Origin of the sequence: Streptomyces cavernicola, from assembly GCF_029968035.1 — a bacterium.
In the GTDB taxonomy this organism is placed as follows: domain Bacteria; phylum Actinomycetota; class Actinomycetes; order Streptomycetales; family Streptomycetaceae; genus Streptomyces; species Streptomyces cavernicola.
Genome location: NZ_JASCIQ010000021.1, coordinates 96,662 through 117,272, shown reverse-complemented (window position 1 = coordinate 117,272; position 20,611 = coordinate 96,662). Strand labels below are relative to the sequence as shown.

Sequence of the window (20,611 nt, the reverse complement as noted above, 5' to 3'; positions counted from 1 at the left end):
CCTCCCCGCCCCTTCCCGAAAGTCCTCGCGGACGACATCTGGGGGCTGCGCCCCCATACCCCGCTTCGGGGCTTCGCCCCCTGCCCCGGTTCGTTCTTCGTCTGCTGCGCCGCCGTGGCTGGTCGCGCAGTTCCCCGCGCCCCTGAAAACCAGCCCCTCCGGCGTTTGAGGAGCGGGGGTCCGGGGCGGAGCCCCGGGGCGGTGCGCAGGGCCACGTCGCGGCACACGGCGACGCACCCTGGTGAACTCCCCTACGGACTGGGACAGTTGAGCGGATCGGTCCTGGGACGCTTCAGGGGGGTCTGTTGTGCTGCGCACGGCTCGGCTCATACGGTTCGGACAGATCCGGCGGCGCAGAGCCGCCACCACCGCCCTCGCCTGCGCCGCCCTGGTCGGCGCGACCCTCGCCGGGGCCGCGCCCGCCAGGGCGGAGCCGTACGGACCGGGCGACGCCCCCGCCGTACAGGTCGCCCCCGGCGTCGAGTACCGCTCGTTCACCGTCGAGGCCTCGCACGGCCCGGCCCAGGCGCACCTGGTCACCGTGGATCTGCGGGACCCGCGCACCAGCCTAGACCTGCTGCACCCGGGCGCGGTCGCCGCACGCGGCACGATCTCCTCGATGGCGAACTCGGCGGACGCGGTGGCCGCGGTGAACGGCGATTTCTTCAACATCAGCGAGACCCAGCACCCGGGCGTCGAGGCGACCGGCGCATCCGTCGGCCCCGCCGTGGCGGACGGGCGGCAGCTCAAGGCGGCCGTGCCGGACGGCCAGCGCTTCGGCCCCGCGCTGCCCCCGGGCACGCACACGCCGCACGTGTTCGGCGTCGGCCTGGACCGGCGCGCCCGCCTCGACCGGCTCGACCTGCACGGCTCGGTCACCACCGAGCATGAGCGGCTGCCGCTGGGCGGGCTCAACCAGTACGCCCTGCCGGTCGGTTCGGTCGGCGCGTTCACCTCGGACTGGGGTGCGGTGTCCCGGCTCCGCTCGGTCTGCGGCACGGACACGGACCGCGCCGCGCCGTGCAGTACGGACACGCACGAGGTGACGGTCCGCGCCGGGCGCGTCGTCGCCACCGCGGACACGCCGGGGGCGGGCCCCGTCGGCCCGCACGAGACGGTCCTGGTGGGCCGCGAGTCGGGTGCGCAGCAGCTGCGGAAGCTGGCGGTGGGCGATCCGGTCGACGTACGGCATCGACTGGTGGCCGAGGACTCGCTCGTACCGTTCCGCTTCGCGGTCGGGGGCTATCCCGTACTGCGTGACGGTCAACCCCTGGAGGGGCTGGATCCGTTGACGTCGGCGGTGCGCTCGGCGGTCGGCTCGTCGGACGGCGGGCAGCGGCTCCACCTGCTCGCCCTGGACGGCTCCCTGGAGTACCGCACGGGTCTGACGATCGCCGAAGTCGCTGCGCTCATGCGGGAGTTGGGTGCGCGGGACGCGTTCAGCCTGGACGGCGGCGGGTCGTCGACCCTCGCGTCCCGCGAACCGGGCGCGCCGACGGTGACGGTGCGCAACCATCCGAGCGGCGGGGTGGAGCGCCCGGTGCCGAACGGGATAGGCGTGTTCGTACGAGGGTGAGCCGACGGTTCCCTATGAGTCCCCGCCCACCAACGGCCGCAGCGACCCCAGCAGCGAGCCGATGCAGATCTCCCTCAACTCCTCCTGGTCGAAGGCTGGTTGCTCCTGTTGCAGCCATTCGACGCACAGCACGCGGACGAAGACCAGCCAGCTCATGACGACCGCGCCGACGGCCTCGCGGGGCGCGTCGCCGAGGGTGCCGCCGTCGAGGAGGCGCTCGCACATCACGTCCAGTTCCTCGGCCATCATCGCCTGGACGGTCTCGTCGCCGGCGAGCACGCGGTTGGCGGCGAGCACGGCGTGCCGGTTGGCCGCGAAGTAGTCGAAGTGGGCGTCGAGCCCGTCCCGCAGCTGCTGTTCGAGGCCGGCGGAGGGGTCGAGCCGGACCGTGTCGATCAGGCGGTCCGTGGCCTGCCGGTAGACGGCCGTGAACAGGTCCCGCTTGTTCGGGAAGTAGCGGTAGAGGAGGGCGCGGGAGACACCGGCGCGCGCGGCGACCTGGTCCATGCGGACCTCGTCGTAGGGCTGCTCGGCGAACAACTCGGCCCCGATGTCGAGGAGTTGGGCGCGCCGGTCGGCGGGGACGAGTCGTTGGCGTCGGTTCGGTGTCACGCCCGCAGCTTACTTGACACACGTCTACTTGTGCCCTTGCCTTAGCACTTGTTGGACACGTGTCCACTAAGGCGCGTGTCGCCCACGTCGAAGGGACGGTACGTCGTGACGAAGGCCGGTTGGCTCAAGGGCCTCGCTCTGCTGATGGGTTACGCATGTGTGGCCATCGGGCTCTTCCACGTGGTGCTCGGCATCGCGTCCGTGCCGGGCGAGGAGTCGGCGGGCGCCACCGTGGACAGCCGCGAGCGGTTCTACAACGCGATCTTCCTCGGGTACGGGCTCAGCTGGCTCTGGGTCGCCCGGCAGTCCCCGATCCCGGCGAAGCTGGTGCACGCGCTGACCGCCGTGTTCCTGCTCGGCGGCATCGGGCGGCTGCTCTCCATCGCCGTGCACGGACTGCCGCACTGGTGGCAGCTTCCGCTCACCGCCCTCGAACTCCTCCTGCCGCCCGTCTACTTCTGGCTCGCCTCCGCCGACGAGCGCGCCACCGCGGCCCGTACGCCTACTGCCGCCGCCCCGAATCCCGCACCGCGGCAAGGCCGTTGAAGACCCCGACGTAGGCCGTGCCGTCCGGGCCGAGCGTGATGGGCGCCCAGTTGTTGTCGTACGACGGGCCCGTGCCGACAAGTCGCTTCCAGCGGCGCTCGCCGGTGCGGAAGTCGACGGCGGTCAGGTACCAGGCGTCGATGCCGAGGCGGTTGGGGTCCTTCTCGTAGAAGTAGAGGAGCCCGGCGGTGGTGGAGAGCTTGGGCACCGTGGACGGGGAGCGGACGTCGCTCTCCCAGACGGTGTCACAGCCGCTGCCGTCCGCGCGTACGTCGATCCGCGTCGCGCCGCCGACGACGCTGCGGCCGAAGGTCAGCGATGTGACGTTCTCGTAGCCGTAGTTGTTCTCGACGACGAGGCTGTTACCCCAGCTGATCAGGGAGTTGTCGGTGGTGGACGCGCCGGAGCCGAAGACGGGGACCTTGCAGACGAGCCGCTGTTCGGCCGGTACGTCGGCGTCGCGGCGGTAGACCAGGACGTTCATACGGTCGTCGGCGTTGTCGGTGATGGCCACGTACCGCTCGCCGTGCGCGCCGAACAGGTCGGGCGTGGTGCCCGAACCCTGGTTCACCGAGCCGGGTTTGGCGCCGGTTCCCCGGTCGTACGGCTGCCGCCAGAGGGCGCGCGGGGTGTCGTCGGCGTCGGCGCGGAAGCTGTAGAGGGCGTGGTCGCTGACGATGGAGACGCCGTCCTCGGCGACGGAGAAGGAGTTCTGGATCTCCTCCCCCGCCAGCCGGATCGAGCGCACCGCGCCGGTGTCCGGGTCGACCGTGCCGATGCGGCCCTGCCGGGTCACCCACCAGATCCGGCCCTCCCAGTCGGGCATCACGGAGGTCACCGGGTCGCACTCGCCTCGCGGGTAGAGGTTGGTCCAGGACACACAGTCGTGCGGCACGTGCGAGGTCAAGTCCCACTCGTCCTCGACCTCGAACTCCCAGCTGCCGTCGGGTAGTTGACGGTGCGCGAGCCGGAGCACATGCTGCCGCGAGTCGGCGAGGACCAGGCGGTCCTGCTCGTCGAGATAGGAGTAGGCGCCACCCGAGGTGTCCTTGAAGATGCGGGAGAAGTCGAGCCGGGTGATGGCCTCGACGGTCGACGGGCGCTGCGGCAGGGCGTACTCGGCGAGCGTGTCCAGTGACTCCGGGTCGAGGAGTTTGACGAGGAAGCCCTTGAACGTGCCGCAGACGGTGACGATGCGGCCCGCCGAGTCGAACGTGACCGTCGCACACTCGCCGCCGAGCGCCGCCATCTTCTCGCTGTCGACGACAGGCCGTTCGCCGAGCGGCCCGTTCCACGGGTACGTACCGCTGCCCGCGGCGTCCGCGTGCATCCCGCTGCGGCCGTTGGGCGCGAGATACGGATGCTGCGGCGGCGCCTCGCCCGGCAGCGGATCGGCCACGGCGGGCGCGCCCACGTACGGGGCGACGAGCCGGTGTCCGGGCGCCTTCGGGATCTCCTCGGCCTGTACAGGACTCGGCGGGACGAGCACGGCCACGACGGCGAGAGCCGGCGCGGCCCAGCAGCGGCTGAAGGTGCGGCGGGTCCGGGACATGCGCAGAAGCTAGGGCGGACGGCGTGAAGTGTCCATGGAAAGCTGAGAGTTGTTCATCAACTGGGATGTTCCGACCTTCGCCACCTTCCTCGGAAGCCCGTCTCCTGGGTCTACGACAACCACGTCCGGGAGGAGATTCCGAGCTTCCGGATCGGCCAACAGCTTCGATTCTCACCGACCGAGGTCATCGATCGGATGGCGAAGTATTGCCGAGAGTCGTCGTAGCTCCGGCGCATTCCGGAGACCTGCGGCCTGACATCTGGATCGTTCAGATCGGGGTCAGCTATAGAAGCACCGTCAAAGCTACTGGCCGCTCGGTGTTCCAGTTCAGCACTGACGGTCATGTTGCCCGGTAGGACGGCGAGCACTCATGCCTTGGAGCAACACCCTCGACCCGGCCAGTCACAGAAAAATCCTCGCCCAACGCCGCGAACGCGCCCGTATCCGCAGCGAGAAGGGCATCCGCCGGGGCGGCCGAAGTCAGGCAGCCGCTGCCTAAAACTGCGCGCACTCCCCGGCGGCCGCGCACTACGGTGGGATACATGGCCGAGCCCTCCGTGCGGGATTTCTACGACGATTTGGCCCACGACTACCATCTGATGTTCCGGGACTGAGACGCAAGCATGGCCTACCAGGCCGAGGTGTTGGGCGAGCTCGTCCGCCAGTCCCTCGGCGCGGGACCGCACACCGTCCTGGACTGCTCGTGCGGGATCGGCACCCAGGCCATCGGGCTGGCCCTGGCCGGGCACCGGGTCGTCGGCAGCGACCTGAGCCCGGTCGCCGCCGCGCGCGCCGCCGCCGAGGCGGCGGCCCGTGGCAGCCGGCTTCCGGCCGCTGCGGCTGACATGCGCCAACTGCCTTTCAAAGAGCCGTCATTCGACGTCGTCCTCTGTGCGGACAACTCGCTCACACACCTACTCTCCGGGCAAGCTCTCCGAGCGGCACTCCTCGGCATGAGACGGGTACTCCGAGACGACGGACTGCTCGTGATCACCGTCCGGGACTATGACGAGACGCGCCGGACCAGACCTACGTCGACACCGCCCCAGGTTTCGCAAGCACGCGACGGTCAGGCGATTACCTTCCAGCTGTGGCACTGGCACGAAGACGGCGAGCGCTACGACCTGGAGCACTTCCAGCTCATCCCCGCAAAGAACACCTGGCAGGTCCGAGTCCGCCGGACCACCCACTGGGCGCTGACGCCCCCGCAGCTGACAGAGTTCGTGACTGAAGCCGGCTTCACCAACATCGCCTGGCACAGTCCGGCTTCCAGCGGGTACTACCAGCCCGTGCTCACCGCACAGCGCACTCCCTCAGCGCAGTAGCCCAGACATCGGCTCCGCCATGCCTAAATTTCCGTTCATCCATGGCAACCCGGTGAACGTTGCCGGTCACAGCACTAGGGCGCTTTTCTGGACCACCTCGCTGATCAGACGAGGATGGCCGGCGATAGGGAGTACGGCGAGGGAGACGTTGCGGTCTTGTCGAGAGCGGGTGGCCAGGCCGCGCGGTCTGGGAGACCTTCGGCGCCACCGTCAACGATCTCGCGGGCAGCTTGGACCGCCGCTCCTGACTGCTGGCGCCACGGCCGCTGTCCAAGACCACGACGGCCGTGGCCATCAGCGCCGCCCGCCGGACCGGTGCCTGATCGTCCCGGACGACTCATTGAGGGGAAGGGCGTCGGCGCATAGCCTGATGGGGCATGGCGCGGCAGGTGAGAGGCGGTGAGCCCGGTGACCACGCTCGAACGCTTCCTCGTACTACGAACGTCGGACATCGACGAGTTCCGGGTGAATCTCGCCCAGCACCTCACGCCGCACAAGCTGACGCCGGTCGGCATCACGAGTGCCGTCCACACCGACCTGTCGGTGGCCGACCTCGGGCCGGTACGCCTGATCCACGGGTACAACGCCGGGGCCGAGCTGCAGGTGCAGCTGACTGATCGGGTCTCCTACTACGACGTGAATCTCGCCCTGGCCGGCACCAACCTCCTGTGTGCCGGAGCTGAAGAGGCCGTACTCGACGGGCGGACCGCCGCGGTCATCTCGCCTCGGATGCTGGCCACGATGCGGTTGAGCGACGGCTACAGCCAGCTCCACGTCCGTATCGAGCGGTATGCCCTCGAACGTCATCTGGAAGAGCTCCTCGGGCGTGATGTGCCGGGCCCGATCCAGTTCCGTGCCTGCATGGATCTGGCCCAGCCGGCCATCGCCTCCTGGTCGCGCGCGGTCCGGCTCCTGGTGCAGGATCTCGAATGCCCCGGTGGTCTGGCCATGACGGGTGAACACGACCCGTGGTCCCGATTCCTCATGACCGGCCTGCTCCTTGCGCAGCCGCACAACTACTCGGAGCAGCTCGGACAACGCCCGCACTCCGCACCTCGACCGGCCGCGCTCCGGCGGGTCATCGACCTCATCGAGCAGGACCCTGCGGCGGCGCTCACCCTGGACCGGCTCGCACGGGAAGCCGGCGTGACACCGCGGTCCCTGCAGCGCCACTCCAAGGAGTACGTCGGGCTCTCACCGCGTGCGTACGTGCAGAGTGTCCGGCTTTCCCGGGCCCACGACGACCTGCGGCAGGCGAGGCCGGGCGTGACCGTCGCCGAGGTGGCCTTCCGGTGGGGATTCGGCCACGTCCCCCGCTTCGCGGCTGCCTACCAGGAGCGGTACGGCGTGCCCCCATCGGTGACACTGCGCCATCACGCCTGAACGCGGCGTCTGTCATCACGCCTGAACCCGGCGTCTGTAACCGCTCTTGAAACCGGCCTCCGCGACCGCGACCGAAGACGGTTCCGCAGCTGTGCCTGAAGGCAGCATGTGACGGCCGGCACTCGTCATGTCGCCCGCCGGATCACCTCGTCGCTAAGCGGATCGTCAAGCCGGTCGGCTGTTCCTACCGTCGTGCCCACCTCCAGGAGCCTCAACTGAGAGAGCCCGGACTTCCTCGTCTACGGAGACATCACATGGATCTTGAGTACGACGTCGCGATCGTGGGTTACGGCCCCAGCGGTCTGGTGCTGGCTTCGGCGCTCGGCAAGGCCGGTCACCGGGTAGTGGTTCTCGAACGCTGGCCGAGCCTCTACGGGCTGCCCCGGCTGACGCACATAGACGGCGAGACCGCACGCGTCATCGCCTCGGTCGGCGACATCGCACACGCGCTGCGCGACGCCTGTCCGGTGTCCGACTACCGCTACCTCGACGGCGCGGGCGAAGAGCTCATCGAGCTGGACTGGCGAGGCGAGTCGTGCGGCTACCCGGCCCACCTCTCCATCTACCAGCCCGACATCGAGGACGCCATCGACCGGCACGTGCGGGCCGCGGGAAGCGTGGAGGTCAACCAGGGCTGGGCGGTCGTCAACGTGCAGCCGTTCGAGGACCGCGTCGTGGTCACGGCCAGACCGTGGAGCCAGTCGCGCACCGGCCAGTGGTCGCACACCGGCGAGGAGCGCACGCTCACGGCGAAGTACCTCGTCGGCGCCGACGGCGCGAACAGCTTCGTACGGGCGACCCTGGGCATCGAGCGCAGCGACAACGGCGTCGACGACCGGTGGCTGAACATCGACACCGAGCAGCTGCGGGAGCTGCCGGACAGGTTCGCGCGGGTCACGGTGTTCTGCGACCCCGAGCGCGGCCATATGCACATGCCCATCGGCAGGAACCGGCAGCGGTTCGAGCTGGCCGTCCTCCCGGACGAGGACCAAGCGCCTTTCGAGGAACCGGAGTTCGCGTGGGAGTGGCTGAGAAGGACGCACGGCCTCGGCCCGCAGGACCTGCGAATCCTGCGCCAGGTCGTCTACACCTTCCAGGGCCGGATCGCCGAGTCGTGGCGCCGGGGCCGGATCCTGCTGGCCGGCGACGCCGCGCACACGACCCCGCCGTACCTGGGCCAGGGCGCCTGTTCGGGCATGCGCGACGGCATCACCCTGGGCTGGAAGCTGGATCTGGTGCTGCGCGGCCTGGCCGACGACGCGTTGCTCGACAGCTACGAGGCCGAACGCCGGCCGCACGCGACGGAGATCACCGAGATCTCCACCGTCCTCGGCCGGGTGGCCAACACCCATGACCCGGTCGAGGCGGCCGCCCGCGACGAAGCGTTCCGGACCGGCGACGTGCCCCCGCTCCCGCCGTTCCCGGCCATCGGCGCGGGTGTCGTCCACCACAGGGCGGACGGCACGGCGAGCCGCCCTGCGGGCACGCTCGCCCCACACGGAGTCGTGCGTACGGGGGCTGGTGAAGGGCTGTTCGACGACGTCGTCGGCCGTGGCTTCTCCCTGGTGAGCGCCCTCGACTGGCGCACGGTCCTCGACGACGGCCGGCTCTCCTTCCTCCACGCCCTCGGCGTCAGCACCGCGACCCTTGCCGACGGCGCGGACGACTCGGTCGACGATGTGGCCGACGCCTACGGTTCGTGGCTGGCCGACCAGGGCTGCGAAGTCCTGATCGGGCGCCCTGACTACCACCTGTTCTGGGCGGGCCCCCTGACCGGCCTGCCCGAGGCCGTCGACCAGCTCCGGACCCGCCTGGCGTGGACCGGAAACCGTGCGAGCGTCGGAGCCGCGTCATGAGCACATCCCAGCGTTCACTGCCTCCCACCGAGGCACCTTCAGCCGAGGCCAATTCCGCTGCGGCTGAGGTGACTTCCGCCGAGGTGCCTCCGGCGGAGGTGCTCTGGCGGGCGATGTCGCCCACCCGAATGCTCGACTGCGGCATGGACCACGCCGACATCCTCGCCCTGCGGACCCTGACCGACGCCGGAATCCCCTGGGACGAGGCGACCCAGCGCCTGGCCGTCGACCGGCAGCGGTCCGCCCGTACGGCCCTGGACGCGGGCCACCGGGTCACCGCGCACATGGCGTCCCGGTCGGCCGCCGCCGACCTGCTCTTCGCGCAGATGGCCTTCAACCACGACGTGCCACGCAAGATCGAGCTATACGGCCGGTTCACCGAAGCGGTCGCCGCGGCGGGCTCTCTGGCGGAGCCGGCCTGGGAGCACGTGTCGCTGCCCTTCGGCTCCGGCCGCCTCTTCGGCTGGCTCGTCCGGCCCACCGGCCCTGTACAGGGCACCGTGATCGTGTTCGGCGGACAGAGCGGATGGGGCGCCGCCTACCTCAAGGCCGCCGACGCGCTGACCGCCCGCGGCCTGGCCGCCTTCCTCGTCGAAGGCCCAGGCCAGGGGCAGACCAGGATGACCGGCGGCCTGCTCCTCGACGTCGATGTGCGCGCCGCCTACTCGACCTTCGTCGATCACGTCCTTGCCGACCCGTCGCTCGGCGGCCGGGTCGGCCTGTGGGGCAACAGCATGGGCGGCTTGTTCGCGGCGACGACCGCCGCCGCCGACGCACGGGTCGGCGCGGTCTGCGTCAACGGGGCTCCGGCACGGCCCCGCCTGCTCGGCATGCGCACCTTCGACGATCAGGCCGCGGCGATGCTCGGCACCAGCGATCCGGCAGCTGTCACGGCCAACTTCGAGCGCCTCGCCCTGCGCCCCGAGGACCGCATTTCCGGCTCGGTCCTGGTACTCCACGGAGGCCAGGACCCGATCGTCACGCTCGAGGAGCAGCAACCCTTCCTCGACGCGGGACCCGCTGGATCGACCCTGCGCGTCTGGGACGACGGCGAGCACACGATCTACAACCACGCCGACGAGAAGACCGCCTACGTCGCGGACTGGTTCACCGACCACCTCCGTGGCGGGAAGGAGTAAGGCATGGACTTCGACGAACACACCGCGCTCGATGCGGTCCTTGCGAGCTTCGACGACACCCCCGATCCGCGACAGCGTGAGATCCTGCGCGCGGTGACCCGGCACCTGCACGCACTGGTGCACGAGCTGCGGCCGACCACGAGCGAGTGGGAGAGCGCCATCGCCTTCCTCACGGCCGTCGGCCGGATGTGCGACGACACTCGGCAGGAGTTCGTACTGCTCTCCGATGTACTGGGTGTGTCGATGCTGGTCGAAACCATGAACGGCGATGAGCACGGCACCGACGGCACGGTTCTGGGCCCGTTCCACATGACCGAATCGCCCCGCCGAGACCTCGGCGACTCCATCGACGAGGTCGACGCGGACGCCTCCTGCGTCATCACCGGCACCGTCACCGACCCCGACGGGACACCTGTCCGCGACGCCGTCATCGATGTGTGGCAGTGCGACGAGCACGGCTTCTACGACGTGCAGCAGCCGGGCGTCCAGCCGCCCGGCAACGGCCGCGGCCTCTTCCACGCCGACGACCAAGGCCGATTCTGGTTCCGCACCGTCGTGCCCTCCCACTACCCGATCCCGACCGACGGACCGGTCGGCCGCCTCCTCCACGCCGCCCGACGGCACCCCTTCCGCCCGGCCCACGTACACGTCATCGCGACCGCTCCCGGCTTCACGTCGCTGACCACCCACATGTTCGTGGCCGACGGTCCCTACATCGACAGCGACGCCGTGTTCGCGGTCAAGCAGAGCCTGGTGCGCGAGTTCGCCGAGTCCACCGACACCACGGAAGCCGAGCGCTACGGCGTACCGGTGCCGTTCCGGCACGCGCACTTCCCCATCCGTCTCGTCCGAGCAGGAGATCCTTCATGAGTTCCTTCGTCTACGACGCCCTGCCGATGCGGGTCGTGTTCGGCTCCGGCAGCCTCGCCCGCGTCGCCGACGAGGTCGAGCGTCTCGGCCTGCAGCGGGTGCTCGTGCTGTGCACCCCACAACAGCGCGAACTGGCCGACCAGGTGGCCGAGTTGCTGGGCAACCGGGCCGCCGGAGTCTTCGACCAAGCCCGGATGCACGTGCCGGTCGAGACCGTCGAGGCGGCCGGCACCGTGGCCGTGGATCTGGAAGCCGACGGCTGGGTGGCCGCCGGCGGCGGGTCGACCATCGGTCTCGGCAAGGCACTGGCGTTGCGTACCGGGCTGCCCGTCGTCGCCGTCCCCACGACCTACGCGGGCTCCGAGATGACCCCGATCTGGGGGCTGACCCAGGACGGCCGCAAGAAGACCGGCCGCGACCGGTCGGTGCTGCCCCACACCGTGATCTACGACCCGGACCTCACCCTCTCCCTGCCCCCGTCGGTGTCCGCGACCAGCGGCCTCAACGCCCTCGCGCACGCGGTCGAGGCGCTCTACGCGCCCGACGTCTCCCCCGTCGTCTCCGCCATGGCCGAGCAGGGCGTACGCGACCTCGCGGCAGCCCTGCCCCTCATCGCCGCAGATCCCGGCGACAGCGCCGCCCGCGCGGCGTGCCTGCAGGGCGCCTGGCTGTGCGGCGCCTGCCTCGGCTCGACCACGATGGGCCTGCACCACAAGCTGTGCCACGTGCTCGGCGGCATGCTCGACCTGCCCCACGCCGAGACGCACGCCGTCGTACTGCCGCACGTGGCCGCGTACAACCTTCCGGCAGCGCCGTCCGCCGCCGCTGCCCTCAACCGCGCACTCGCCACCGATGACGCCGCCGCCGCCCTGGCCTACCTCGGCTCCCGACTCGACGTACCGCCCGGCCTGCGCGACCTGGGCGTCGCCGCATCCGACCTGCCTCGGATCGCCGCCGAGGTGCTGGCCCACCCGTACGCGAACCCCCGGCCGGTCACCGGTCCCGACCTCGAAACGCTCTTGCACACCGCGTGGAAGGGCCGCACCTGACCCGTCGCCCAGGGCCTTGCGGACGGCTACTGGTCCGGGCTGTCGTGTTCCTGAGGTGAAGCGGGAACTGGCCCAGCCCTCCAGCATCGCCTCGAAGGCCGCGTCTTCGGGATGCAGAAGCGATACACCGTCGAGCAGCACCAGACGAGCGGAACCGTTGGGTACATCTGTGGTTGTAACGCCGGTCATCGGATGAGAGATCTACACCAATTGGGTACGCCAGGAACCCTTCAACTTGTCTCAGACGGAAGTGCGTTGACGAAGCCACGCCGTCGACCCCGCGAAGGGCGATTTCACCGCGCACAGCTGGTGGTCGGACAACCCGCTACTCGCCAAGCTGTCGGAGCTCGGCGTGCAGGGCCACATGGGAGTGCTCTGCCCCAGCCCGTCCCCTGCTTTCGCCCGGGGCACATCCAGCACTTCATCGGCAGGCTGCGCGACCTCGAGAAGCCGGCCGCTGCCGGCGGGTCGTCACCGAACCTGCTGAACGTGCTCGACGCCGACCACCGTCCGAACGGTCACAACCACACGGAAATCGTCCGGAACCTGCGATGGCGCATCTCGTCCTTCATCGACGACGAACTGCGCAGCCGCTCAACACGCCTCATCGACTACCAGCGCCCCTGGGCGAAAGTACATGAACTGCTGGACGACCGAACGGTGCTGTTGACCTGGTTCCTCTCTGCGGTCGTGAGCGGTGGGGCCGTACTGCTCGCCGTGACCGGACAGGGCCGGGATCTCGACGAAGCAGACGCAAACAGCAACCGGCATCCGGTGGCGGACCAGGACGGCGACGGTGGGGTCTTCGCGTACGACTTCCTGGAGGCCGACTTGAGAGGTGTCCGGCTGGTCATCCTCGCAGCATGCGAATCCGCACGGGGAAGATTCGACCGCGCGGACAATGTCCGGGGCATCCCGTCGGCACTGATCGCTCGTCAACTGGGGTCTTTCAGGAGCGGCGCATCTGCCAGAGGGCGGCGAGTTTCCATTTGCCCCATGCCGGCGAGGCCAGTCCGGCGGCCGATTGCCGGGCTTTCAGGCGGGTAATCGTCGATCGGCCCCGCGTACAGGTTGCGGGTGCGCTCGGCGTGGGATCACAGCATGACTGGCTGGATCCGCACAGCTCACCCTCAATCGGACGACAGAAAGGCGGAGACCTGCCGTGGCAACGCGGCCACCCATGGGCCGGACTTCGCGAGCCTCCACAGGCTCGTCATCGAGTCGCCTCCCATGCTGGACGCAGAGCGTCTGAGGCACTTGGCCGACCGAGAGGCGCTGACCCAACATGAAGCAGACGACTACGTCCGGAGGGTCGAACGCGCGTCAGCCGCCGGGTGGCGAGCATCCAACACCCCGTTGCCCAACGTGCCAGCGGCGCGGGAGCCCGCAGACCAACCCCGAGCACAAGCCTGAACAACCAGTCAGCGAATCCGATCTGGCTCAGCGTGAAGTTCTCCCAGCCGGTGAAGAGGCGATCGGTCGTGGAGGAAAGACGGTCCTCCTGACGTCGGCGTCACAAGAGAGCTCTTCAGAAGCTGCACCGCGCTCTGCTCGCCGAGCTGAACGCGGCAGGCGAACTCCACTGGGCCCGTGTGTACGTGGACGGCTCCCACATCCGCGCCAAAAAGAGGGAGCCGCGACCGGTCCGTCGCCGGTCGATCGGTGGAAGACGGGCAGCAAGCACCACCTGATCTGTGACGGGAAGGGCATCCCGCTGCACGTCATCATGACGGCCGCTAACGTCAACGACATCACCCAGACCCTCCACCTGGTCGACGGCATCCCGCCCGTGTCCGGACGGGTCGGCCACCCGTGCTGTCGACTCGACTCCCTGCTCGGCGACGAGGCGCACGATTCCAAGGCTGTGCGCGGCTAACTGCGACGCCACCGAATCCTGCCGGTGATCTCTTGCAAGGGTTCCCCGAACATCAAGGGACTGGGCAAGCTCCGATACGTCGTCGAGCAGACCTTCGCCCTGCTCCACCAGTCACCTGATGCCTGCTGCCGGACGAGTCATTCGTGCCAGGATGGTGGGTTGACACATGTGGCCAGATGGATCCCGTCCGCAAGACCCGTCACGGCAGCTTCACTCACAGCCGCCCTCTCCAGACCGGACAGAACAACCCCTTCCCAAAATGCACGTGGGCTGGTTGTCCAGCGGTGACCCACGTACATCCCTGGGCCCGCATCTCAACCATGCGCAGCGGGTGCTCAGCATCCACATCCACAACCGCACTCGGGCTTTCGTGCAGTGTCTGATCTTCGGCGTAGTCCTGACTGTCGGCGGTGCCAGCTACGGGACGACGCAAGGCGCATTCGGCTGGGCATTGGCGCTCGCCGGGCTGGGCACCCTGGCGTTCGGAGTGTGGTCCCTGGTCAAGAGCGTGGGTCTTCGACGCGAACTGCGCCGCATCAGCCGGCCCCAGTAGCAGGTGGCAGCGAGCCCCGGCCCCAGGCGTGTAGGCGAATTGACTCCATGCCCGACGAGCAAGAAGAAGCGCGTTACCACCACCCAGTCGTGGTCTCCGGAACCCAACGCGCATGCGGACAAAGAAGAGAGGAAGATCCGCTTATGAACCAGGAACGCCCGACGGAAGTCGACGACTCCGAATTCATGGACATAGCCAGGGATCCTGAGCACTTCACCCAGAGCCGCGCCAGGTCGCTGTGCTTCTGGAAAGGCCTCGCCCGCTACTACAGCGTGACCGCGGGCGGGCAGACCGACAGGAACGCGGCCTGGTACTACCCGCACCCGAGCCCACTCGCCCGGAGGATCAAGCATCACGTCGCCTTCGGCAACGGTGTCGTCGTCGAAGAAGCCGCCCCGCAGGTGAAGCAGTGAGCGCCGCGCGCGTGCTGCGAGGCATGGGCTGGGCCGTGGGTACTGGTGGTGTCCTGGCCGCCGGTTACCTGGGGCTTGTGACCGGTGCCGTTCCCGTCGATGTCGGTGTGGGGCGCCGAACGCGGCCGCTGGGCCCGCAGAGCGTCGACATCGACGCACCGCGGGAGACGGTGTTCGACGTGGTGGCGGGCCCGTATCTGGGCCGTACGCCGCGGACGATGCGCGAGAAGCTGAGCGTGCTCGAGCGCGGCAGCGACCTGGTGCTCGCCGAGCACTTCACACCGATCGCCGGCGGACGGCTGCGAGCGGTGACCGTGGAGACGGTGCGCTTCACCCGGCCCGAGCGGATCGACTTCCGCCTGGTGCGCGGACCCGTGCCGCACGTCACCGAGTCCTTCGTCCTTGCGGATGCCGGGGCGGGGACGCGGCTCGTGTACGAAGGTGAGCTGGGCACCGACCTGTGGCGGCTCGGGCAGTGGTGGGGCGGGGCGGTGGCCGCGCGCTGGGAGGCTGCCGTCGCCGACGCGCTCGCCTCGGTCAGGGCCGAGGCCGAACGCCGCGCCCGGCCACACCGGTGAGGGATCGGCGCCCGGTTCGGTGAGCGCGCTTACAGATCGGACCGCCGCGTCGCCCGTAGCGTCACGCACATGGTGCTCCGTCTCGTCCTCGGCACGGTCTGCACGGCGATGGCCGTCGGCCAGGTGGCCTCCGTCACCGACATGCCGGCCGTTCTCGGTGCCTACGGCCTGGTCCACGGCGCCCCGGCCGGCGTGCTCGCCGCGCTGCTGATCGCGGGTGAGCTGGTGTGCGGAGCGTGGTTCCTGGCCCGTCCCCGGTCGACAGCGATCGTCCCGGTGTGGGTGTACGCGGCCGTGTCGCTGATGTGGTCGGGCCTTGCCGTGCAGGCGTACGCACGGGGCCTGACGGTCGACAACTGCGGCTGCTTCGGCAACTACCTGACCCAGCAACTGAGTTGGCCGGTCCTCGTCCAGGACGCCCTGGCCTTGCTGTACGCCGTACTGCTGCTGCGCACGGCCCGCAGGACGGCGGCCACCCGGGGGCCGACGGGCGGGGCGGAGGCGGGCCGCGATGTCCCCACCCCGTAGACGCACACCGTTACTGACCGGCCACACCTCCCCCTTCGAGAAACTGCGAGGAACCGCGAGATGACGCAAACCCCGGCGCCGCGGCGCAAAACGGACCGTGACGAGGTGTTCGTGGAGTTCACCAAGTCGATCTGCCCGATGTGCAAGACGCCCGTCGACGCACAGGTCAACATCCGCGAGAACAAGGTGTACCTGCGTAAACGCTGCCGCGAGCACGGCGAGTTCGAGGCCCTGGTGTACGGGGACGCCGAGGAGTATCTGGCCTCCTCACGGTTCAACAAGCCCGGCACGATCCCGCTGACGTTCCAGACCGAGGTGAAGGACGGCTGCCCGTCGGACTGCGGGCTCTGCCCCGAGCACAAGCAGCACGCCTGCCTCGGCATCGTCGAGGTCAACACCGGCTGCAACCTCGACTGCCCGATCTGCTTCGCCGACTCCGGCCACCAGGCTGGGGGCACCTCCCGCTCGAGCGAAGCCGAGAGTGGGGGAGGCTACTCGATCACGCACGAGCAGTGCGAGCGAATGCTCGACGTCTTCGTGGAGTCCGAGGGCGAGGCGGAGGTGGTGATGTTCTCCGGCGGCGAGCCCACCATCCACAGGCACATCCTCGACTTCATCGACCTCGCCCAGGCCAGGCCGATCAACAACGTCAACCTGAACACCAACGGCATCCGCCTGGCCACCGACCAGAACTTCGTCGCCGAACTCGGCCGACGCAACCAGGTGCCGGGCAAGTCGGTCAACGTCTACCTGCAGTTCGACGGCTTCGACGAGCGCACCCACCGGGAGATCCGCGGCCGTGACCTGCGTACGTTCAAACAGCGCGCGCTCGACAACTGTGCCGATCACGGCCTGACCGTCACGCTCGTCGCCGCCGTCGAACGTGGCCTGAACGAGCACGAGTTGGGGGCGATCATCGAGTACGGCATCGACCACCCCGCCGTACGGTCGGTGGCGTTCCAGCCGGTCACGCACTCCGGTCGGCACGTGCCGTTCGACCCGCTGGACCGGCTCACCAACCCCGACGTGATCCGGCTCATCAACGAGCAGCGCCCGAAGTGGTTCCAGAAGGGCGACTTCTTCCCCGTACCGTGCTGCTTCCCGACCTGCCGCTCCATCACCTACCTGCTCGTGGACGGCGAACCCGGCAACCGCACCGTCGTCCCCATCCCCCGGCTGCTGAACGTCGAGGACCACCTCGACTACGTCACCAACCGCGTCATGCCCGACGCCGGGATCCGCGAGGCCCTGGAGAAGCTGTGGTCCGCCTCCGCGTTCATGGGCACGGAGACCACTGAAGAGAAGCTGCGCACGACCGCCGAGGCACTGGACTGCGCTGGCGCGTGCGGCATCGACCTGCCCGAGGCCGTGAAGCAGCTGAACGACAAGGCGTTCATGGTCGTCGTGCAGGACTTCCAGGACCCGTACACGCTCAACGTCAAGCAGCTGATGAAGTGCTGCGTCGAGGAGATCACGCCCGACGGCCGGCTCATCCCGTTCTGCGCGTACAACTCCGTCGGCTACCGCGAACAGGTTCGCGCCGAGCAGTCCGGAGTGCCCGTCGCCGACGTGGCCCCCAATGCCTTGCGCATCCAAGACCGGCTGACCACCACGCCGTACGGCTCCAAGACCGAGCGCAGGGACGGGAGTTCACGGTGAACGCCGAAGACGACCTCAAGGCGTGCTGCGCCGCCGCCTACTCCTCCGACGTCGTCACCCTGCTGCTCGGCGACTCCTACCACCCCGGTGGCGCGGCCCTGACCCGGCGTCTCGCCGACGGCCTGGGCCTGGCCGAGGGCGCCCGCGTGCTCGATGTGGCCTCCGGCCGCGGCACCACCGCCCTGCTCCTCGCCAACGCCTACGGCGTACGCGTCGACGGCGTCGACTACGCGCCCGCCAACACCGCCCTCGCGCGGGGCGCCACCGAGGCCGCCGGGCTCTCCGCGTGGGCGGTCTTCACGACCGGCGACGCCGAGCAACTTCCTTACGCGGAGGACGTGTTCGAGGCGGCGGTGTGCGAATGCGCCCTGTGCACCTTCCCCGACAAGGCCCGCGCGGCCGCCGAGTTCGCCCGCGTCCTGAAACCCGGCGGCCGCCTCGGCATCACCGACGTCACCGCCCACCCGGACCGGCTCCCGCCCGAACTGACCGGCCTGACCGCACGGATCGCCTGCATCGCCGACGCCCGGCCCCTGGAGGAGTACGCGGAGATCCTCGCCGAATCCGGGCTCCGTACGGTGCGTACCGAACGCCACGACCAGGCCATGCTCCGCATGATCGACCAGGTCGAGGCCCGCCTGAACCTGCTGCGCATGACCTCCGCGGGGCGGCTCGCCGAGGCAGGAGTGGACCTGGACGCCGCCCCCGCCGTCCTCGCCGCAGCACGTGCCGCCGTCGCCGACGGCACGCTCGGCTACGCCCTGCTGATCGCCGAAAAGACACCCTGACACCCACTGCCTACCGGCCCGTAGGTAAGCGCCCTCACATACGTGCCCCGGTCCACCGCCATAGCGTCACAAGCGAACGCAGAACGACCAGCAAGGAGAGGAGTTCACCGTCATGGCCAGCACCGTGCACGTTTCCCCGCACACCGCGACCATCCCGCTCCACGCCCTCCACGGCGCGGCGGCCGGCCTGGTCGGCGGTGTCGGGATGGGCATCTGGATGTCGGTGTCCCGCCCGATGACGGACACCGCGATGATCACCATGGTCGCGGGCCTGCTCGGCTCCACCAACGCCCTCGCCGGCTGGATCATCCACCTCGGCATCGCCCTCTTCGCCGGCGCCGGCTTCGGCGTCCTCCTCGGCCGGTACGCGCAGAGGTCGGGGCCTGCCGTCATCCTCGGGCTCGGGTACGGGGCCGTGTGGTGGGTACTCGGCGCCCTGTGGGTCATGCCCGCGAACATGGGCATGCCGGTGTTCGAGTGGAACGACGTCACCAGCTCCAGCCTCGGTGCCCACCTCGTCTTCGGCCTGCTCGCGGGCCTGGCCTACTCCCGCATCGCCCAGATGACCGGCAAGCACAGCCAGGGCACGTCCCGGCGATGACACCGATACCCGACGCACCCGACGGCAACCCGACCGCCCCGCCCGAGAACCCGCCGACGCACGGCAGCACCCCCGACGGCGGGGCGGTGACCTACTGTCTGGCCGAGAACACCGGCTCACTGGGCGCCCCCGCCTGGGGCGCCGCACCACCGCCCTGGGCCCCGGGGCGACGCGAGGAGATCCACCACATGGCCGACGACCACGACAGCGGCACGGACGCCCCCGACCGCACCTGGTGCATCTCCGAGGTCGACATCTTCCGCGACCTCTCCGAGCAGGAGATGGACGCCATCGCCGCCGCGGCCCCGATGAAGACCTACACAGCCGGAGAGATCCTCCACTCCCCCGCCCAGCCGTCCGAAGTGCTGTTCATCCTCAAACGCGGCCGGGTCCGCATCTTCCGCGTCTCCGCCGAAGGCCGCGCCCTGACCTGCGCGATCATCAGCCCCGGCACGATCTTCGGCGAAATGGCCCTGCTCGGTCAGCGTATGTACGACAACTACGCCGAAGCCCTCGACGACGTCACCGTCTGCGTCATGAGCCGCGCCGACGTCCACAAGTTCCTGCTGTCCGACGCCCGGATCGCCGCCCGCATCACCGAGATCCTCGGCCGCCGCCTGGCCGACCTCGAACAACGCCTCTCCGACAGCGTCTTCAAGTCCGTGCCCCAGCGCATCGCCACCACCCTGACCACCCTCGCCACCCGCACCGACACCTCCGCCGGCAAGTTCCGCCCTGGCCCCCGCCACCCGCAGATCGCCCTCACCCACGAGCAGTTGGCCGCCCTGGCCGGCACCTCCCGCGAAACCACCACCAAGGTCCTGCACGACTTCGCCGACCGCGGCCTGCTCCGCCTCGCCCGCGGCCGCATCACCGTCCTCGACCCGGCCCGCCTCCTAGACGAAGCCGGATAGCCGCCCGCCCGCCCGGACGGCTACGGCTACGGCTACGGCTACGGCTACGGCTACGGCTACGGCTACGGCTACGGCTACGAGCCGAAAGCGGACGACGCCGCGCTGCCCCCCGACTGTCAGGCCCTTCGGCATCGACCGCTACCCCGCACCGCAGGCATGGGGTGCGCGGCGCCGATGACTCCGTCGACGGCCTGACGGATACGGGCCGCCGCCAGGGCGGGGTCGGGACTTCCGGCGTCGAGCCAAGCGATGACGGCCTCGATGGTCAGGGCGGGGATGACCTGGGCCGCCCAGTCGAGCCACGGGCCCGCCGGGATGCGCTCCGCGAGGTTCTGCCGGGCGATCTCCCGCGAGGCGCGGGTCAGGGTGTCGACCAGGTCGCGGAATTCCGGTTCGCGTGCGGCGTGCCGGAACAGCAGCCGGAACCCGTCGGGGTCGCAGGAGGCGGCCTGCAGCAGGGCGGGGATCGAGTCGTCGTCGAAGGAGTCCTCGCCGACGGTGCCGGCCAGCCGCCGGCAGGCGCGGTCGAGGACAGCGCGGTACAGGTCGGCCTTGGACTCGAAGTGCCGGTAGAGCAGCACCCGGGTGATCCCCGCCTCCGCCGACACGTCCTCAAGGCTGGTGGCGGTGAAGCCCGCGCGGGCGAAGGAGCGGGTGGCCGCGTCGAGGATCTGCTCCCGCCGCTCCGCCTTGCGCAGCCGCTTCACCGGCGTCGCGCCCGCGGCCCCGGCAGTTCCCTTCTCCGCCATGCGGTTCCGCCTCCTCTTGTTTACTTCAGCGTGTACACGTAATT

General features: G+C 69.7%; 20 protein-coding genes and 1 pseudogene. 18 read left to right on the top strand and 3 right to left on the bottom strand.

Features of this window, described 5'->3' with window-relative positions; translation table 11 throughout:
• Nucleotides 1–307 precede the first annotated feature (307 nt).
• Nucleotides 308–1,576 (top strand): phosphodiester glycosidase family protein, encoded by a 1,269-nt coding sequence (locus QIS96_RS20835; protein ID WP_408907227.1) that lies wholly within the window; start codon nucleotides 308–310, stop codon nucleotides 1,574–1,576.
• 12 nt (nucleotides 1,577–1,588) lie between these two features.
• On the opposite strand, the gene QIS96_RS20830 is transcribed toward QIS96_RS20835, so the two are convergent.
• Nucleotides 1,589–2,188, bottom strand: a complete 600-nt coding sequence (locus QIS96_RS20830; protein ID WP_282544170.1) for a TetR/AcrR family transcriptional regulator — start codon at nucleotides 2,186–2,188, stop codon at nucleotides 1,589–1,591.
• Nucleotides 2,189–2,293: 105 nt separating this feature from the next.
• Between QIS96_RS20830 and QIS96_RS20825 the strand changes: the two genes are divergently transcribed.
• On the top strand, nucleotides 2,294–2,734 hold the full coding sequence (locus tag QIS96_RS20825; RefSeq protein ID WP_282544169.1) for a DUF4345 domain-containing protein: 441 nt from the start codon (nucleotides 2,294–2,296) through the stop codon (nucleotides 2,732–2,734).
• Here the strand turns inward: QIS96_RS20825 and QIS96_RS20820 are convergent.
• On the bottom strand, nucleotides 2,691–4,286 hold the full coding sequence (locus QIS96_RS20820) for a hypothetical protein (protein WP_282544168.1): 1,596 nt from the start codon (nucleotides 4,284–4,286) through the stop codon (nucleotides 2,691–2,693). The genes QIS96_RS20825 and QIS96_RS20820 overlap by 44 nt on opposite strands.
• A gap of 542 nt (nucleotides 4,287–4,828) precedes the next feature.
• Here QIS96_RS20820 and QIS96_RS20815 point away from each other — a divergent pair.
• The 16 genes and pseudogenes from QIS96_RS20815 to QIS96_RS20740 all read left to right on the top strand — a co-directional run bounded on the left by QIS96_RS20815 (nucleotide 4,829) and on the right by QIS96_RS20740 (nucleotide 19,818).
• Nucleotides 4,829–5,611: pseudogene (locus QIS96_RS20815) on the top strand (class I SAM-dependent methyltransferase).
• Nucleotides 5,612–6,010: 399 nt separating this feature from the next.
• Nucleotides 6,011–6,994 carry an AraC family transcriptional regulator gene (locus QIS96_RS20810; protein WP_282544167.1) on the top strand — a complete coding sequence of 328 codons (984 nt, stop codon included), beginning with the start codon at nucleotides 6,011–6,013 and terminating at the stop codon, nucleotides 6,992–6,994.
• A gap of 254 nt (nucleotides 6,995–7,248) precedes the next feature.
• Nucleotides 7,249–8,850, top strand: a complete 1,602-nt coding sequence (gene mhpA, locus QIS96_RS20805) for a bifunctional 3-(3-hydroxy-phenyl)propionate/3-hydroxycinnamic acid hydroxylase MhpA (RefSeq protein ID WP_282544166.1) — start codon at nucleotides 7,249–7,251, stop codon at nucleotides 8,848–8,850.
• A gap of 113 nt (nucleotides 8,851–8,963) precedes the next feature.
• Entirely contained in the window at nucleotides 8,964–9,989 is a 1,026-nt protein-coding gene (locus QIS96_RS20800; protein WP_282544165.1) for an alpha/beta hydrolase, read from the top strand.
• A 3-nt stretch (nucleotides 9,990–9,992) separates the two neighbouring features.
• Entirely contained in the window at nucleotides 9,993–10,859 is an 867-nt protein-coding gene (locus QIS96_RS20795; RefSeq protein WP_282544164.1) for a dioxygenase family protein, read from the top strand.
• Nucleotides 10,856–11,908 (top strand): maleylacetate reductase, encoded by a 1,053-nt coding sequence (locus QIS96_RS20790; protein WP_282544163.1) that lies wholly within the window; start codon nucleotides 10,856–10,858, stop codon nucleotides 11,906–11,908. Before QIS96_RS20795 ends, QIS96_RS20790 begins: the two co-directional genes overlap by 4 nt.
• Nucleotides 11,909–12,397: 489 nt before the next feature.
• The gene (locus QIS96_RS20785) at nucleotides 12,398–12,955 is read left to right on the top strand and encodes a CHAT domain-containing protein (protein ID WP_349017404.1); all 558 of its coding nucleotides are present in this window, start codon (nucleotides 12,398–12,400) and stop codon (nucleotides 12,953–12,955) included.
• A gap of 238 nt (nucleotides 12,956–13,193) precedes the next feature.
• Nucleotides 13,194–13,784 (top strand): transposase, encoded by a 591-nt coding sequence (locus tag QIS96_RS20780; RefSeq protein ID WP_282544162.1) that lies wholly within the window; start codon nucleotides 13,194–13,196, stop codon nucleotides 13,782–13,784.
• A 331-nt stretch (nucleotides 13,785–14,115) separates the two neighbouring features.
• Nucleotides 14,116–14,337, top strand: coding sequence for a hypothetical protein (locus tag QIS96_RS20775; protein WP_282544161.1), 222 nt, complete (start codon nucleotides 14,116–14,118; stop codon nucleotides 14,335–14,337).
• Nucleotides 14,338–14,480: 143 nt separating this feature from the next.
• A complete protein-coding gene (locus QIS96_RS20770) occupies nucleotides 14,481–14,750 on the top strand; it encodes a DUF427 domain-containing protein (protein ID WP_282544160.1) in 270 nt (89 codons plus the stop codon).
• Nucleotides 14,747–15,328 (top strand): SRPBCC family protein, encoded by a 582-nt coding sequence (locus QIS96_RS20765; RefSeq protein ID WP_282544159.1) that lies wholly within the window; start codon nucleotides 14,747–14,749, stop codon nucleotides 15,326–15,328. Before QIS96_RS20770 ends, QIS96_RS20765 begins: the two co-directional genes overlap by 4 nt.
• A 69-nt stretch (nucleotides 15,329–15,397) precedes the next feature.
• Nucleotides 15,398–15,856, top strand: a complete 459-nt coding sequence (locus QIS96_RS20760) for a MauE/DoxX family redox-associated membrane protein (RefSeq protein WP_282544158.1) — start codon at nucleotides 15,398–15,400, stop codon at nucleotides 15,854–15,856.
• A 60-nt stretch (nucleotides 15,857–15,916) separates the two neighbouring features.
• Nucleotides 15,917–17,515, top strand: coding sequence for a radical SAM protein (locus tag QIS96_RS20755; RefSeq protein ID WP_282544157.1), 1,599 nt, complete (start codon nucleotides 15,917–15,919; stop codon nucleotides 17,513–17,515).
• Nucleotides 17,512–18,303 carry a class I SAM-dependent methyltransferase gene (locus QIS96_RS20750; protein WP_282544156.1) on the top strand — a complete coding sequence of 264 codons (792 nt, stop codon included), beginning with the start codon at nucleotides 17,512–17,514 and terminating at the stop codon, nucleotides 18,301–18,303. Before QIS96_RS20755 ends, QIS96_RS20750 begins: the two co-directional genes overlap by 4 nt.
• A 112-nt stretch (nucleotides 18,304–18,415) precedes the next feature.
• Entirely contained in the window at nucleotides 18,416–18,904 is a 489-nt protein-coding gene (locus QIS96_RS20745) for a hypothetical protein (RefSeq protein ID WP_282544155.1), read from the top strand.
• Complete coding sequence (locus tag QIS96_RS20740) at nucleotides 18,901–19,818, top strand: Crp/Fnr family transcriptional regulator (RefSeq protein WP_282544154.1); 918 nt, start codon at nucleotides 18,901–18,903, stop codon at nucleotides 19,816–19,818. The genes QIS96_RS20745 and QIS96_RS20740 overlap by 4 nt, the downstream gene beginning before the upstream one ends.
• A 116-nt stretch (nucleotides 19,819–19,934) precedes the next feature.
• On the opposite strand, the gene QIS96_RS20735 is transcribed toward QIS96_RS20740, so the two are convergent.
• The gene (locus QIS96_RS20735) at nucleotides 19,935–20,567 is read right to left on the bottom strand and encodes a TetR/AcrR family transcriptional regulator (protein WP_282544153.1); all 633 of its coding nucleotides are present in this window, start codon (nucleotides 20,565–20,567) and stop codon (nucleotides 19,935–19,937) included.
• Between the last annotated feature and the right edge of the window lie 44 nt (nucleotides 20,568–20,611).

What these genes read in the sequence shown, in the direction of transcription:
- QIS96_RS20820 (WP_282544168.1), bottom strand. Translation starts at nt 4,286, where the DNA reads ATGTCCCGGACCCGCCGCACCTTCAGCCGCTGCTGGGCCGCGCCGGCT.
- mhpA (WP_282544166.1), top strand. Translation starts at nt 7,249, where the DNA reads ATGGATCTTGAGTACGACGTCGCGATCGTGGGTTACGGCCCCAGCGGT.
- QIS96_RS20800 (WP_282544165.1), top strand. Translation starts at nt 8,964, where the DNA reads ATGTCGCCCACCCGAATGCTCGACTGCGGCATGGACCACGCCGACATC.
- QIS96_RS20795 (WP_282544164.1), top strand. Translation starts at nt 9,993, where the DNA reads ATGGACTTCGACGAACACACCGCGCTCGATGCGGTCCTTGCGAGCTTC.
- QIS96_RS20790 (WP_282544163.1), top strand. Translation starts at nt 10,856, where the DNA reads ATGAGTTCCTTCGTCTACGACGCCCTGCCGATGCGGGTCGTGTTCGGC.
- QIS96_RS20780 (WP_282544162.1), top strand. Translation starts at nt 13,194, where the DNA reads ATGAAGCAGACGACTACGTCCGGAGGGTCGAACGCGCGTCAGCCGCCG.
- QIS96_RS20770 (WP_282544160.1), top strand. Translation starts at nt 14,481, where the DNA reads ATGAACCAGGAACGCCCGACGGAAGTCGACGACTCCGAATTCATGGAC.
- QIS96_RS20760 (WP_282544158.1), top strand. Translation starts at nt 15,398, where the DNA reads ATGGTGCTCCGTCTCGTCCTCGGCACGGTCTGCACGGCGATGGCCGTC.
- QIS96_RS20755 (WP_282544157.1), top strand. Translation starts at nt 15,917, where the DNA reads ATGACGCAAACCCCGGCGCCGCGGCGCAAAACGGACCGTGACGAGGTG.
- QIS96_RS20745 (WP_282544155.1), top strand. Translation starts at nt 18,416, where the DNA reads ATGGCCAGCACCGTGCACGTTTCCCCGCACACCGCGACCATCCCGCTC.
- QIS96_RS20740 (WP_282544154.1), top strand. Translation starts at nt 18,901, where the DNA reads ATGACACCGATACCCGACGCACCCGACGGCAACCCGACCGCCCCGCCC.
- QIS96_RS20735 (WP_282544153.1), bottom strand. Translation starts at nt 20,567, where the DNA reads ATGGCGGAGAAGGGAACTGCCGGGGCCGCGGGCGCGACGCCGGTGAAG.